The sequence below is a fragment of the Corynebacterium accolens genome (genome assembly GCF_023520795.1).
Classification (GTDB): domain Bacteria; phylum Actinomycetota; class Actinomycetes; order Mycobacteriales; family Mycobacteriaceae; genus Corynebacterium; species Corynebacterium accolens.
On record NZ_CP046605.1, the window covers coordinates 348,736 to 362,028 of the forward strand.

General features: G+C 61.2%; 16 protein-coding genes and 1 CRISPR repeat array. Of the genes, 8 read left to right on the forward strand and 8 right to left on the reverse strand.

Translation table 11 applies throughout. The features are described 5' to 3' along the window. Positions 1–115: 115 nt before the first annotated feature. The 7 genes from hemL to CACC_RS01730 all read left to right on the forward strand — a co-directional run bounded on the left by hemL (position 116) and on the right by CACC_RS01730 (position 6,560). Positions 116–1,426 carry a glutamate-1-semialdehyde 2,1-aminomutase gene (gene hemL / locus CACC_RS01700; protein ID WP_005276746.1) on the forward strand — a complete coding sequence of 437 codons (1,311 nt, stop codon included), beginning with the start codon at positions 116–118 and terminating at the stop codon, positions 1,424–1,426. A gap of 36 nt (positions 1,427–1,462) precedes the next feature. Beyond that, positions 1,463–2,071 (forward strand): histidine phosphatase family protein, encoded by a 609-nt coding sequence (locus CACC_RS01705; protein WP_005276749.1) that lies wholly within the window; start codon positions 1,463–1,465, stop codon positions 2,069–2,071. Further along, the gene (locus CACC_RS01710; RefSeq protein WP_005276751.1) at positions 2,071–2,688 is read left to right on the forward strand and encodes a TlpA disulfide reductase family protein; all 618 of its coding nucleotides are present in this window, start codon (positions 2,071–2,073) and stop codon (positions 2,686–2,688) included. The genes CACC_RS01705 and CACC_RS01710 overlap by 1 nt, the downstream gene beginning before the upstream one ends. After that, the gene (locus CACC_RS01715; RefSeq protein WP_005276753.1) at positions 2,689–3,492 is read left to right on the forward strand and encodes a cytochrome c biogenesis CcdA family protein; all 804 of its coding nucleotides are present in this window, start codon (positions 2,689–2,691) and stop codon (positions 3,490–3,492) included. Between the two features lie 7 nt (positions 3,493–3,499). After that, a complete protein-coding gene (locus CACC_RS01720; protein ID WP_005281032.1) occupies positions 3,500–5,131 on the forward strand; it encodes a cytochrome c biogenesis protein ResB in 1,632 nt (543 codons plus the stop codon). An 82-nt stretch (positions 5,132–5,213) separates the two neighbouring features. Continuing rightward, entirely contained in the window at positions 5,214–6,302 is a 1,089-nt protein-coding gene (gene ccsB / locus CACC_RS01725; protein ID WP_035108278.1) for a c-type cytochrome biogenesis protein CcsB, read from the forward strand. Then, on the forward strand, positions 6,303–6,560 hold the full coding sequence (locus tag CACC_RS01730) for a helix-turn-helix domain-containing protein (RefSeq protein ID WP_005276759.1): 258 nt from the start codon (positions 6,303–6,305) through the stop codon (positions 6,558–6,560). Here CACC_RS01730 and CACC_RS01735 read toward each other — a convergent pair. After that, on the reverse strand, positions 6,557–6,832 hold the full coding sequence (locus tag CACC_RS01735) for a hypothetical protein (RefSeq protein WP_005276761.1): 276 nt from the start codon (positions 6,830–6,832) through the stop codon (positions 6,557–6,559). The genes CACC_RS01730 and CACC_RS01735 overlap by 4 nt on opposite strands. A 38-nt stretch (positions 6,833–6,870) precedes the next feature. On the opposite strand from CACC_RS01735, the gene CACC_RS01740 reads away from it, so the two are divergent. Beyond that, positions 6,871–7,194, forward strand: coding sequence for a DUF4229 domain-containing protein (locus tag CACC_RS01740; protein ID WP_005276763.1), 324 nt, complete (start codon positions 6,871–6,873; stop codon positions 7,192–7,194). A 21-nt stretch (positions 7,195–7,215) separates the two neighbouring features. On the opposite strand, the gene CACC_RS01745 is transcribed toward CACC_RS01740, so the two are convergent. The 7 genes from CACC_RS01745 to cas1 all read right to left on the reverse strand — a co-directional run bounded on the left by CACC_RS01745 (position 7,216) and on the right by cas1 (position 13,292). After that, positions 7,216–8,121, reverse strand: coding sequence for a 1,4-dihydroxy-2-naphthoate polyprenyltransferase (locus CACC_RS01745; RefSeq protein ID WP_005276765.1), 906 nt, complete (start codon positions 8,119–8,121; stop codon positions 7,216–7,218). A 78-nt stretch (positions 8,122–8,199) separates the two neighbouring features. Then, positions 8,200–9,336, reverse strand: a complete 1,137-nt coding sequence (menE, locus tag CACC_RS01750; RefSeq protein ID WP_005276767.1) for an o-succinylbenzoate--CoA ligase — start codon at positions 9,334–9,336, stop codon at positions 8,200–8,202. Positions 9,337–9,402: 66 nt separating this feature from the next. Continuing rightward, on the reverse strand, positions 9,403–9,543 hold the full coding sequence (locus tag CACC_RS01755; RefSeq protein WP_005276769.1) for a hypothetical protein: 141 nt from the start codon (positions 9,541–9,543) through the stop codon (positions 9,403–9,405). Between the two features lie 15 nt (positions 9,544–9,558). After that, the gene (locus CACC_RS01760) at positions 9,559–10,527 is read right to left on the reverse strand and encodes a 1,4-dihydroxy-2-naphthoyl-CoA synthase (RefSeq protein ID WP_034653771.1); all 969 of its coding nucleotides are present in this window, start codon (positions 10,525–10,527) and stop codon (positions 9,559–9,561) included. A gap of 301 nt (positions 10,528–10,828) precedes the next feature. Beyond that, positions 10,829–11,290 carry a DIP1984 family protein gene (locus tag CACC_RS01765; protein ID WP_005276772.1) on the reverse strand — a complete coding sequence of 154 codons (462 nt, stop codon included), beginning with the start codon at positions 11,288–11,290 and terminating at the stop codon, positions 10,829–10,831. A 110-nt stretch (positions 11,291–11,400) separates the two neighbouring features. After that, positions 11,401–12,013: direct repeats of the CRISPR family, unit length 36 nt; unit sequence GCTGGGGTTCAGTTCTCATTACCCCTGATAGACTTC. A gap of 51 nt (positions 12,014–12,064) precedes the next feature. Next, positions 12,065–12,394 (reverse strand): CRISPR-associated endonuclease Cas2, encoded by a 330-nt coding sequence (gene cas2 / locus CACC_RS01770; protein ID WP_034653398.1) that lies wholly within the window; start codon positions 12,392–12,394, stop codon positions 12,065–12,067. Then, positions 12,378–13,292, reverse strand: a complete 915-nt coding sequence (gene cas1 / locus CACC_RS01775) for a type II CRISPR-associated endonuclease Cas1 (protein WP_023016676.1) — start codon at positions 13,290–13,292, stop codon at positions 12,378–12,380. The genes cas2 and cas1 overlap by 17 nt, the downstream gene beginning before the upstream one ends. Position 13,293 lies beyond the last annotated feature (1 nt).

Here is a 13,293-nt window from a genome sequence, read left to right on the forward strand (position 1 = left end):
AGCGGGAATGCCGTTTTCTATGACGTATCACGGAACCTCAGGGAACGTTGGAGGGTTGCTGTGAATTCCACCGACATGCATAGTCAAACTTTTGTATGTCGCGCGAGTCGCTAGAATGACAGACATGCCTAATACTTCCCAGTCGCAACAGTGGTTCGAGCGTTCCTCCAAAGTGATCCCGGGCGGGGTGAACTCGCCGGTGCGCGCTTTCGGCTCCGTGGGCGGCCAGGCCCGCGTGATCGAGCGGGGCGCAGGATCGCGCCTGTGGGATGTCGACGGCAATGAGTACGTCGACCTCGTGAGCTCGTATGGCCCGATGATCCACGGCAATGCGCACCCGGAAATCGTCGAAGCCGTGCAGCGGGCTGCCACCGGCGGGCTGAGTTTTGGCACGCCAACGGAGGGTGAGGCGCTGCTGGCGGAGGAAATCGTCAAGCGCACCGCGGCCGATAAGGTGCGCATGGTCAACTCCGGCACGGAGGCGACCATGTCGGCGGTGCGTTTGGCCCGCGGCTATACGGGCCGCGCGAAGGTGCTGAAGTTTGAGGGGTGCTACCACGGGCACGTGGATGCGCTGTTGGCATCGGCGGGCTCGGGCGTGGCGACGTTTGGCCTGCCGGATTCGCCGGGTGTTACGGGTGCGACGGCGAAGGACACCATCGTCGTTCCTTATAACGATCTGGATGCGGTGCGCGAGGCCTTCGCGGAGAACGAGGGCCAGATTGCCTGCATCATTGCGGAAGCCTCTGCCGGCAATATGGGCACCGTGGCCCCGAATGAGGGCTTCAACGCGGCGCTGAAGGAAATCGCGCATGCCGATGGCGCCCTGCTCATCCTCGACGAGGTCATGACCGGCTTCCGCACCTCCTATAAGGGCTGGTACGGCGTCGATGGCGTGGCGGCGGACCTGGTGACCTTTGGCAAGGTGGTTTCCGGTGGCTTGCCGGCCGCGGCCTTTGGCGGTCGCGCCGAGGTCATGGACTACCTGGCGCCGGATGGTCCGGTCTATCAGGCGGGCACCTTGTCCGGTAACCCGGTGGCGATGGCCTCGGGCCTGAAGTCGCTGCAGCTTGCCGATGAATCCCTTTACCCCCGCCTTCAAGAAAAGGCCGACCAGCTTGGCGCGATGATTTCCTCCGCGCTGGAGGCCGAGGGCGTGGCGCACCACATTCAGCGCGCGGCATCCATGTTCTCCATTCGCTTTGCAGAGGGCGAGGGCCGCAACTTCGCGGACATGCAGGCCGCAGAGAACTTCCGCTTTGCCCCGTTCTTCCACGCGCTGCTTGAAAACGGCATCTACGTGGCACCGAGCGCGTTCGAGACCTGGTTCGTCTCTGATGCTCTTGGCGATGCCGACTTCGAGCGCATCGATGCCGCCCTCAAGCCCGCCGCGAAGGCCGCGGCTGCAGCGCGTCCCGCACAATAAGGCCTGCGCAACAAGGCCTACTCAACAAGGAGAGACATGACACGCACCATCGTTCACCTCGTGCGCCATGGCGAGGTACACAACCCAGGAAAGATCCTGTACGGGCGCATCCCGGGCTACCACCTATCCTCGCGCGGGCATTCCATGGCCGCGCGGACGGCGGAAAGCTTCCGCGATCATGATGTGACCTATTTGGCGGCCTCGCCGCTGCAGCGCGCGCAGGAAACGGCGCGGCCGATTGCGCAGGTAACGGGGCTAAATGTGGACGTCGATAAGACGCTCATTGAGTCCGGCAACCAATTCGAGGGCCTGCGCACCAAGGGTTTGCGCTCGGCGCTGTGGAATCCGCGGCACTGGCCCAAGATGGTCAACCCGCTGGAGCCGTCGTGGGGCGAGGCGTATGAGGGCATCGCCGAGCGCATGCTCGGTGCGGTCGACCGCGCGTATACCGCGGCAGAAGGCCACGAGGCCGTGCTGGTGAGCCACCAGCTGCCCATCGTGATGGTGCAGCGCACGGTGCTGGGCCAGCGCCTGCCGCATGCGCCGTGGAATCGCGAGTGCGCGCTGGCTTCGGTAACCTCGCTGCTTTTTGAGGATAACCAGGTCACCGATATCTTCTATTCCTCGCCGGCGCAGGAGATTTAATGGCACGCACACGCACCCGTGCGGCAACGCGCGTTGTGGCAGCCGCGCTTTCTATAACCGCCCTGACCTTGACCGCCTGCACGCAGGACGCCGAAAACGCGCAGAACGCGGTGGCCACCGGCGGCGAATTCGAATTCATCTCCCCGGGCGGGGAGCGGGAAATCCACTACGAGGAAGCCGATAGGAAACCGCTGCGCAGCTTCAGCGGCGCGGATGTCCGCGATACGGATAAGACCATTTCCTTGGATGACTACGAGGGCGAAGTCGTGGTCTTGAATTCCTGGGGCCAGTGGTGCGCGCCGTGCCGCGCCGAGGCCGATGACCTGCAGGCAGTGCACGCAGAGCTGCAAAAACGCGACCTGGGCACGGTCCTAGGCATCAATGTGCGCGACTATAACCCGCAGGTATCCAATGACTTCTTGGACGATAACGGCTTGGAGTACCCCTCCATCTATGACCCGCCGTTTAAGACGGCCGCGGCGCTCGGCGGCGTGCCTACGTCCGTGGTGCCGACCACGATCGTCTTGGATAAACAACACCGCCCGGCTACCGTTTTCTTGCGGTCCATCACCACCGATGACGTGATGGATGTTGTGGATAAGTTAGAAAAGGAATAAATGGATTACGCAGCAAATATCGGCGGCCAGTTTGCCGAAGCTGCCACCTCCGGCCCGTTGATCCTCGGCATCCTCGCCGCGGCTCTGGCGGGTCTTGTCAGCTTTGCCAGCCCCTGCGTCATCCCGCTGGTGCCCGGCTATATCTCTTACCTCGCCAGCGTGGTTGGCGGTGAGGTGAGCTATGACGAGAAGCTGGGGGTGGGCGTCGGCAAGCGCAGGCAATGGGCCGTCGTGCTGGCGGCAGCACTGTTCATCTTGGGCTTTACCGTGGTCTTTGTGCTGGCGACGGTCTCGGTCTTTGGCGCGATTTCCGCGCTCACGCTCAACGCCGATACGCTGATGCGCGTGGGCGGTGGCGTCACCATCTTGATGGGCGTGGTTTTCCTGGGCGCGATTCCGGCGCTACAGAAAGACACCCGCCTGGCGCCGAAGCGCTGGACAACGTGGCTGGGAGCGCCGCTGTTGGGCGGCGTGTTTGCGCTGGGCTGGACGCCGTGCCTGGGACCCACGCTGGCGGCGATTGTGTCCATTTCCGCCGGCACCGAAGGCGTGACCGCCGCCCGCGGCGCCCTGCTTATCGTGGGCTATTGCCTGGGCCTTGGCCTGCCGTTCCTGCTGGTGGCGCTGGGGTCCGCGCGGGCGATGCGCACCATTTCGTGGGCCCGCAAGCATTCGCGCACCATTCAGATCATTGGCGGCGTGGCGATGATCCTCGTGGGCCTTGCTCTGGTTACCGGCCTGTGGGGCGAGTTTATTTCCTATATCCAGAAATGGACCGTGGACTACGGCGCAACCCTCATTTAGGAGAAACGTGAAATATATCCGCAAAGCCTGGCGCTGGCTTACCAGCATGCGCACTGCGCTGGCCCTGCTTTTCTTGCTGGCGCTCGCCGCCATCCCCGGCTCCCTCTTGCCGCAGCGCGACCTGAACGAGCAGAACGTGCAGGAGTTCATCGAATCCAATGGCACCGTAGCGGAAATCTACGATAAGCTGCAGCTTTTTGATGTCTTTTCCTCCATCTGGTTCCAAGCCATCTTCCTGCTGTTGGCGGTCTCGCTCATCGGCTGCATCATTCCGCGCTCCATCGATCACTACAAGGCGTGGCGCACTCAACCCACGCGCGCGCCGAAGTACCTGCACCGCCTGCCGCTGAGCGCCGAGGGGCATTCGGATAAGAGCGAGGAAGAACTCAGCGCGGAGATCCACAAGCGCCTGAAAAGGTGGCGCGTGGCCGAGTACGCCCCGGATAAGGATCGCGCCGGGGTGCACGCCTTTTCGGCCGAGCGCGGCTACGGCCGCGAGCTGGCCAACCTCATTTTCCACGTCGCGCTGGTGGCTATTCTGGTCACCGTGGCCGCTGGCCGCCTGGTCAACTACGAGGGCCAGGTCATCGTGGTGACGGAGTCCGGCTCGCAGGGCGGCAATACCTCGCTGGAGCAGTCCACGGAGTTTTGTAATACCTCCACCTCGAACTTTGACTCCTTCCGAGCAGGGCCGCTTTTCGATGGCACCGGGCTCCACCCCTTCTGCATGACCGCGCACGACTTCACCGCGAAGTACCTGCCCAATGGCCAGGCGGAGATGTTTACCTCCAACGTTTCTTATGCGGAGGGCGACGATATTTATAAAGATTCTTCCGAATGGAAGGACTACGAGCTCAAGGTCAACCACCCGCTGCGTCTGGCACAAAACCGCGTCTACCTGCAGGGCCACGGCTATGCGCCGACGGTGACGGTGGAGTGGCCGGATGGGGAAAAGCGCACGCAGACCATCCAGTTCCAGCCCACTGACACGACCTTCTTCCTGTCTTCGGGCGTGCTGCGCTTTGACCCGCCTGCGGGCATGTACCCGGATCTTTTCGAGCGCCGCCAAAACCAACTGGCCATCCAGGGCCTTTTCGCCCCGACGGCCGAGTGGAGCGGTGAGAATGGCAAGCTTTTGCAGTCTTCCCACCCGGGCCTCAACGATCCGGCGCTGGCGGTTGATATCTACCGCGGCGATGCTGGCCTCGATACCGGTACGCCGCAGTCGCTCTTCTCGCTGGACACAAGCCTCGTGCACTCCGGGCAGCTGCAGAAGATCGACCGCGTGAACCTGAGCCAGGGCGATGACGTCACGCTTGACGATGGCACCAAGATCACCTTCAACGGCGCCAATGAGTTTGCTAATTACCAGGTCTCCTATGACCCATTCCAGAAGTGGGTGCTGGCATCCGCGCTGATCATGTTGGTATCCCTGGTGGCCTCATTGATGATTAAGCGCCGCCGCGTCTATATTCGCCTGCGGCCGGATTCCGCCGGCGGCACCACCATCGAGATGGGTGGTCTCGCCCGCACCGACCGCGCCGGCTGGTCCGAGGAATTCCACGAGCTGCACCGCGCGCTCTTGGAGCTTCCGGATCCAGATGAGGTGGAAGAAGACAAACTCTATACTGATGATTGATCCAACTATAGTTGGATCCCGCTGTGTGCATGAGTAAGGTATTCAGCATTATCCCGCACGTGTGAAGGCTAGGTGGACTCCCTTGCAGATCGATCAGAATCTGTCGAACTTCTCGGATCTCGCGGTGCAGACCGCATTCGTGGTGTACTGCGTCGCGCTATTTATGTCGCTGTTGTATTACGGCCGCATTCGCAGCCTCATCGAGGCGCGCCGCGCGGGCCGCTCGGAGGCGTCCAAGGTATTGGTCGGCGCTGGAGCCGAGGCTGGCGCCACGACTGCTCCCGCGGCCGGAGCTGGGACTGGCTCTGACGCTGCAACCGGCACGGACGCGGCATCTGCCAACACCGATTACGAAGCTGAGGCCGCCTCTGCGGCCGCCAGCTCGAGCGAGGATAAAGTCGCGGAGAAGGAACGCAAGCTGGATAAGCTCGGCGGCATGACCACCTCGCTGATGTGGGTTGGCATTGCTTTGCACGCCGCGGCAATCGTCCTGCGCGGGCTGGCCACGGGCCGTTTCCCGTTTGGCAACCTCTACGAATACGTATTGATGGTGTGCTTCGGCGTGCTGCTGGTGGGAAATATCGCCATGCAGCGCAAGGAATGGCGCACGGTCTGGCCGTGGATCCTTACCCCGGTGCTGGCGCTGATGTTTTACGGTTCCACCAAGCTTTATGCGGATTCCGCACCGGTGGTGCCGGCGCTGCAATCGCACTGGCTGCCCATTCACGTCACGGTGGTGTCCTTGGGCGCGTCCATCGGCATCGTGTCCGGCATCGCCTCGCTTTTGAGCCTGTTGCGCCTGTGGCAGCCAAAGGACGCCGAACGCGGCTTCTTTGGCGCGCTGGCTTATCCGCTGCCGTCCGCGGCGAAGATTGACCGCCTGGCATACCGCTTGGGCGTTATCACCCTGCCCACCTTGGGCCTAGGCATCATCTTGGGCGCCATTTGGGCAGAATCCGCGTGGGGCCGGCCTTGGGGCTGGGACCCGAAGGAAACCGTGTCTTTTGCCACTTGGATCCTCTATGCGGCCTACCTGCACGCCCGTGCGACCCCGGCCTTCCGCAAGGCCGCGCCGTGGATCAACATCTTGGCTACAGCCGTGATGATCTTCAACCTCTTCTTCATCAATATGGTGGTCTCCGGCCTACACTCCTATGCGGGGCTGAACTAAATGGCCACCAACCATAGCCCGCGCAATAAACAGGGAAAGCCCGCCGGCGATAACGAGCTCATCTTGGGCTTGGGCGCGCAGATTGCGCAGCGGCGGCGGGAGTTGGGCATCGTCCAGCAGCAGCTTGCCGATGCCGCCCAAGTCTCCCGCTCCACCCTCCACACCATCGAACACGGTGGGGCAGGCGTGCGGTGGGAAAAGGTTATCGCCGTGGCAGAAGCGCTGGGCTTAGAGATGCGTTTCGTGCCAAAGGATTAATCCTGGTTGTCGTCCTGGCCCTTTGAATCACCGTTGCCGTCGGCGTCGCGAGTGCGGCGCTGGCGGCGTTTTTCTTCCTCGGCCTCCTGCTTGCGGCGCTGCTTGAAGCGCTCCTTTTCCAGGTTCCACAGGAACTCCTCGTCATCATCGGGGCCCTTGATGGAACGCGGTTGTTCTTCAACCTGGCGGGACTTCCAGGATGATGGCCCAAAGGCCTTCCACACCAGGTAGGCGGCGAGGACAAAAAGCAGTAGGAGGATTAGTCGACCCATGCAGATTATTCTACCTGTACGGCGTACAATCGACCCCCATGACGCACAACCCTGAGCCACCAAAACCGGACCCCGAACTGCGCCGTCGCTCCCGCAAGGCGCTATGGAAATACGGGCTCGCGCGCGTGGTGCTTTTTATCGCGCTCACCGCGGTCATCGAGCTGCTGGCGGTAGGGATTGGTTTCCCCATCCCCGTCCTCGTGGCAGCGCTCCTAGCCCTTTTTGTTGCCCTGCCGCTATCGATGCTGATCTTTAAAAACTGGCGCATCGAGGCCACACAGACGCTGGCGGAATACTCCGCGCAGCGCAAGGCGCATAAGCAGTGGGTGCAGGCCGAATTGGAAGGCCGCGCGGAGGCCTAGGCGCGCAAGCCTAGCCCTGGACTAGACGAGGGCGACGGCGATGGCCTCGATGACTGCCCAGATGAGCATGGCGCGCCCGGTAAGCCCCAACACGGGGATGAGCTCGGCGCCGGTGGCGCCGCGATTGACGGTGCGCACCGCGCGGAGTGCAAACGGGAAGTAGACCAGACCGGCGAGCGCGAGCCAGCTGCCGAAGGCAACCGCGATGGTGAGCATGAAGGGCAAAAGCAGCAGGCCGGTAAAGAGCAGGCGGGCGTTCTTATTGCCCAGCCGCACCGCGAGGGTGATCTTGCCGGCCTCGGCATCGGAGGGGATATCGCGGATATTATTGACCAGGTTCACCCCGGAGCTCATGGCGCCGATGCCGATGGCCAGGGCTAGGCCCGTCCAGGAAATGTGGCCGGATTGGGTAAATTCGGTGCCGAGCACGGCGACGAGGCCAAAGAAGACGAAGACGGCGACCTCGCCCAGGCCGCGGTAACCGTAGGGGTTCTTGCCGCCGGTATAAAACCACGCGCCGGCGATGCACAGCGCACCGATGAGGATGAGCCACCAGGCACCAGCGGCCAGGGACAGGATGATTCCGGCCAAGCCAGCGACGGCGAAGCAGCCAAAGGCGGCGTATTTCACGTGGCTAGGCTGCGCGAGGCCGCTGCCGGTCAGCCGTTGCGGGCCGGTGCGGTCAGCATCGGTGCCGCGGATGCCATCGGAATAGTCGTTGGCATAGTTCACGCCGATGATAAGCGCCCACGCCACGATGAGCGCGAGCATCGCGCGGCCGATATGCCCGCCGCTAATGCCGAAGGCCGCGCCCGTACCTGCGACAACGGGTGCGAAGGCGTTGGCCCACGTATGCGGGCGGGCGCCATTGATCCAATCCTGTGCGGTAGCGGAATAATTACCGGCTGATGAAGTCATAGCCACCATTGTGCCACTGGGCTAGCAGCGTTCAGCAATCAGGAAGCCGGGGTCGGGGCTGGGGCCGAGGCCGGGCCCCGGTGAAGGTTAGGCGCTAAAGAGGGCGGCGACGGCCTGGCGGTCGACCTTGCCAGGGCCGGTGGTGGGAAAGTCCGCGAGGCGCTTTAAGTCCTTAGGCAGCTGCCAGCGGGGGAGTTCGGCGTCTTCGAGGGCCTCGAAGATATCGCCAAGTTCGGCATCACCGGTATAGGCGGCCACGATGGCCTGGCCCAGCCGCGGGTGCGGGATGCCGACGACGCACGCCTCGTCAACACCGGGCACCCGGAGGATCTCGCGTTCCAAGACGTCTGGGTGCAGCTTCAACCCGCCGGAGTCGATGACATTATCGAGGCGCCCGGTGACGGTGAGGATGCCGTCTTTGATGACACCGGCATCGGAAGTGGCGAACCACCCGTTTCCGGGAAACGCCTCGTGGCTTGGGGCATTGCGGTAGCCCTGCGCGATGGTGGGCCCGCCGAGCAAGATGCGGCCGTCCTGGACGCGGGCGGTCGTTCCAGGCAGGGGGCGGCCATCGTAGACGCAGCCGCCGGCGGTCTCGGAGGAACCGTAGGTGGTGGTGATAGTGATGCCCTGGTCCGCGGCCGCGGCGTGCAGGCGCGGGTGGATGGCGGCACCGCCCACCAAGATGGCATCGAAACTCTGGAGCGCATCGATGCCCTCCGCCACATCCATGGCCTTGGCCAGCTGCAGCGGGGTGAGCGCGGTGTAGGTGCGGTCGCCGGTGCGGGAGAGCTCCGCGGCGGCGCGGGCGAAGGCAGAGATATTAAAGCCTTCGCTGAGATCGAGGCAGAGCGGATCCACCCCGGCCACTAGGGAGCGGACGAGGACCTGGATGCCGGCGATGTGGTGGGCGGGCATCGCTAAGAGCCATTGCCCAGGGCCGCCGAGGACCTGGTGGGTGGCATCGGCGCTGGCGACCAGGTTGGCCGGCGTTAATTGCGCGCCCTTTGGGGTGCCGGTGGACCCGGAGGTGGAGACCACGAGCGCGATATCCTCGGCGATGGGCTCACCGGCGCGCTGGGAATTGCGCAGGAGGGTGGCGCGGGTGGCATCGGCAAGCGGCAGCGGCAAAAAGCAGGACCTGCCGGCAATGGCGGATTCGAGGTCCGGCAGGATGGCCGCGGGATCGTGCGGATCGACGGGCAAGGGGGCGAGGATAGTCACGGCACTAGATCTTAAGGCCACGGCGGGACAAACCCCGGTTGCGGTCGGGGTGAGTCGATGCGGGAATCAGCGGTAGCTGTCCTCTTGATCAAAGGGCCGCTCGTTATTGGCCTCGGCCTCTTTAATGCGGCGCAGCATCCACACGCGCGAGCCAAGAACGCCCGCGACGGCGAGGACCGCGAGCAGGATACAAAATGCGATGAGCACGGTGCGGGGCACTCCTTAGTAGTAATAGGGGAACTCGTCCCAGTTGGGCTCGCGCTTGTCCAAGAAGGACTGCTTGCCCTCGACGGCCTCATCGGTCATATAGGCCAGGCGGGTGGCCTCGCCGGCGAAGACCTGCTGGCCCATCAGGCCATCATCGGTGAGGTTGAACGCGAATTTCAGCATGCGCTGGGCGGTGGGGGATTTCATGTTGATTTCCTGGCCCATGCGGATGGCGGCGTCCTCGAGCTCGCCGTGGTCCGCGACCTCATTGACCGCGCCCATCTCATACATGCGCTGGGCATCGTAAGTGCGGCCCAGAAAGAAGATCTCGCGGGCGAATTTCTGGCCCACCATCTTGGCCAGGTAGGCCGAGCCATAGCCCGCATCGAAGGATCCGACGTCCGCGTCCGTCTGCTTAAAGCGTGCCTCCTGGCGGGAGGCCACGGTCATGTCGCAGACCACGTGCAGCGAGTGCCCGCCACCGGCGGCCCACCCATTGACCACGGCGATAACCACCTTGGGCATGGTGCGGATAAGGCGCTGGACCTCTAGGATGTGCAGGCGGCCGCCTTCAACCTTGGCGCGGGCCTCATCGACGCTGGATTCATCCGCCGTGGCATCATCGTGGGCATGCTCGGTGGCATAGCGATACCCCGAGCGCCCACGAATGCGCTGGTCACCGCCGGAACAAAACGCCCAGCCGCCATCCTTTTGCGATGGCCCATTGCCAGTAAGCAAGATCGTGCCCACATCCGGGGTGCGGCGGGCGTGATCCAAAGTGCGATACAGCTCATCCACGGTGTGCGGCCGGAAGGCATTGCGCACCTCCGGCCTGTCGATGGCGATGCGCACAATCCCATTCTTCCGACCGTCCGCCGCCAGACGGTGGTAGGTGACGTCCGTGAGATCCCCAAAGCCCTCAACCGGGCGCCACAATTCCTCACGGAACGGATTTTCGGTGCTGTATTTCTTCTGCTCGCTCATAGCGCCCAGCATAGTGGGCGCGAATAAGTTAAGTCCCCATTCCCAACCCTCACCTCTACGCACTGCCCAGCATGCTGGTAATAATCGATACTCAATAACTGCGAGGGGTTACCCGCAATGTACCCGTGTACCCTGTGCCGGCGCGGTCATCAATACGGTGGGAAGACTCGAACTTCCTCAACCCTTTAACGCCAAAGGGTGCCTAGATGTCCTCGAATTTCCCCTCGAAGGCGGGGGCATACTCGCTGCAAGTGCGTAAAGGCTACCGCCACGCGCGCGGCGTGGCATGACTAAAGCTTCGCTATGAAGTTATCAGTTCCGTATTCCAGTTCAACTGCTGGATGCGGGTATCAAGCTCCCGGTACTGCTTGGACAGGTCATCGACCCGTTTGCGCAGTTCTGCTACCGGCAGCGTGGCCACGAACTTAATCTCCGCGCGGGAGTAGCGATCCTGGCGCGCGCCCGCGGCCTGGGCGAGGTCGTGGTAGATGCGGCGGGTGCGCACGAGGCCATCGCGAAGCGCCAGTGCCTGCATCAAGTTCTTCTCGCCATCAAAATCAGTGGCCACGTTTGTGGCATTGATGGCCTGCACGAGCTTATCGATGCGCCCAGTAATGCCCTCCAACTCGCGCAAAAGCTCGGCCGGATCCTCGTCCGGGGTATCGCCCTCCTGCACGCGCACGACGGAGAGCAGGCGCTCGCGCAGCTCATTGAGCCGATCCTGCGCCTGCGCGCGCTCTGCTAATGCCTCTGCCAGTAACATGGTTCCTCCTTCAGGGTAGGTAGGAACCAACCTAGCCGGGGTGGGGGCTGGGGTCAATGGGGCTGAGACACAAAAGTGAAGCTGTGAACGTATCGCTTGTGGCTCTCCCAGTCAGAGCTTAGTTCTCATTACCCCTGATAGACTTCGCGAACCGGAGGTAGCAGGAGGGAGGTGACTGGGGTTCAGTTCTCATTACCCCTGATAGACTTCGGCCGCGCCCCCGACAAGCTGGAGGTACGCTGGGGTTCAGTTCTCATTACCCCTGATAGACTTCCTCAGCGCCGCTAATCCAATCCCAGTCTGCTGGGGTTCAGTTCTCATTACCCCTGATAGACTTCGGTAACCCGGGATAACGTCCATTTCTTGGCTGGGGTTCAGTTCTCATTACCCCTGATAGACTTCATAAAGGTACTGTAAGGTACTAAGTACAGCTGGGGTTCAGTTCTCATTACCCCTGATAGACTTCTCAAGTAAATGTCTTATTTCCTCCTCGCGCTGGGGTTCAGTTCTCATTACCCCTGATAGACTTCCCCACCGACAGGAAGCCTCTCAACAAGAGGCTGGGGTTCAGTTCTCATTACCCCTGATAGACTTCCACCCCGCGAGATAGTGCTTGCTCTAAGGCTGGGGTTCAGTTCTCATTACCCCTGATAGACTTCAAAGGAAAGTAAATCATGCTAGGAACATGCTGGGGTTCAGTTCTCATTACCCCTGATAGACTTCCAGTGCGGCCCAAAAAAGGCCGTTTAACTGGAGTTTATTGGTGATCCTGCTTCAAAAAATTACGAGTTGGGACGGTTTTTCCTCTACTCCAGCGGGCTCTGCCTTAGAAAATCTGATGGCTTTTGCCCACTGATTATCAGTGACGGAAATTATCCTGATGTCGCCACCTTCTGGGAGAGCTGTCTTTATTTGTTTGACGGTCGAAGCGATTCTAGAAGACAGTGGGAAGTACTGGACATAAACGCTTAGTTGAGACCTGCAGAATCCGAGATCTAAGAGATGGTTTCGGAATTTGTTCGCTTCACTAGTTTGTTTCTTAGATTTAACAGGCAGATCGAACATCACCACACACCACATTGGTTCACTATCCTTCGCTGGCATCGAGGATTCCTTCCCAACGGGGTACGCTTAGATCACGAACTGCTCCCTCGACATACAGGCCATAGTGCTGGCCAAATTCATTAAAAACGGTGCTTAATGATTTTCCATCAGCTTCGAAGGCCCAAGTTAGAGCAGTGGAAATTGCTGTCTTTTGAGAAGCAGCTAATTCATCTCCATAGTTGATGGTTGTGAATACGATCTGGTCCACCATGGGGCGGAAGGGTTCCATGAGATCGTCCACAAGAGCCCAGTTATTTCCACGGCCATGATGAAACACACCGAGTGTTCCAGAGAGTCCAGCACCGGCGATGGCACGAATCCCATAGCCACGCAAAAGCGTGTAGCCGTAATCCAATGCGGAATTCCAACCAGGATCGCCGGCACCGGGTAAGCGCGAGAATGCTTGGTCATGCGATAAGCAGGACCAGTATTTTCGGGCTGCTTGAGCCTCCCGATTCTCGGGATCCCCGGACTTTACAGTGCGAGATAGTTTAACCAGTTCATTGGCACCGTTCTTTTGTAGAGCTTTCAATACGGACGCCTGACCGTGGATTTTGGCAGCGACTATCCGAGTCCAGGCCTGTTTCTTTTTAGGAACAGAGAGCTGCGCTTGTGCTTGCTGTCGTGCACCCAACCGTGAGTGCTGATTCCATGGGTAGGCCCCAGACACTGGAACGCCCCGCCAATCGCAAACTAATAATGCGATGTCATAGTCACCAAACTTCTGAAGCACGGCACCACTGATTGAGCTCTTGGATCCGATCAGAACTACTGCAATTTGGGATAGGGGTATAGCGACATCGTCGGCATCGACCTTGCTGATGACGAGTTGGCCCCGAGAATATCGAAGTGAACCGTGAAGATTTAGACAGTCTATTACTCGCCATCCAGCATTCATT